Origin of the sequence: Pseudomonas sp. EL_65y_Pfl1_R83, from assembly GCF_963970695.1 — a bacterium.
Lineage (GTDB): Bacteria > Pseudomonadota > Gammaproteobacteria > Pseudomonadales > Pseudomonadaceae > Aquipseudomonas > Aquipseudomonas tritici.
The window spans coordinates 1-457 of the sequence record NZ_CAXAQI010000415.1; the positions used below are offsets into that span (position 1 = coordinate 1).

Here is a 457-nt window from a genome sequence, read left to right on the forward strand (position 1 = left end):
GGCGCCTTTTTGGCTGGACCGCGCTCATTATGAAAATCCGCTTTCTTCTGCTTCTGCCCCTGCTCCTGTCGCTCGTCCCCGCCGCGCCCTCGCTGGCAGCCGGCGACCGCTTTGCGCTCGTTATCGGCAATGCGAAATATCCGGATGCCGACAGTCCGCTGAGGGAACCGATCAACGACGCCCGCAACGTCGCCGACGAACTCAAGCGCGACGGATTTTCGGTCGAGATCGGCGAGAACCTGACCGGCGACGGCATGCGCCGTGCGTTCGACAAGCTCTACAGCAAGATCAAGCCCGGCTCGGTGGCTTTGGTGTTCTTCAGCGGTTTCGGCATCCAGTCGGCCCGCCAAAGCTATCTGCTGCCGGTCGATGCACAGATCTGGACCGAGTCCGACGTGCGCCGCGACGGCTTCAGCATCGAGACGGTGTTGGGCGAGCTCAACAGCCGCGGCGCGGG

Annotated in this window: 1 protein-coding gene; it reads left to right on the forward strand. The window is 63.7% G+C overall.

Translation table 11 applies throughout. The features are described from left to right. Window positions 1-29: 29 nt before the first annotated feature. A partial coding sequence (locus tag AACY08_RS29585) for a caspase family protein (protein WP_339472633.1) occupies window positions 30-457 on the forward strand: 428 nt, incomplete at its 3' end.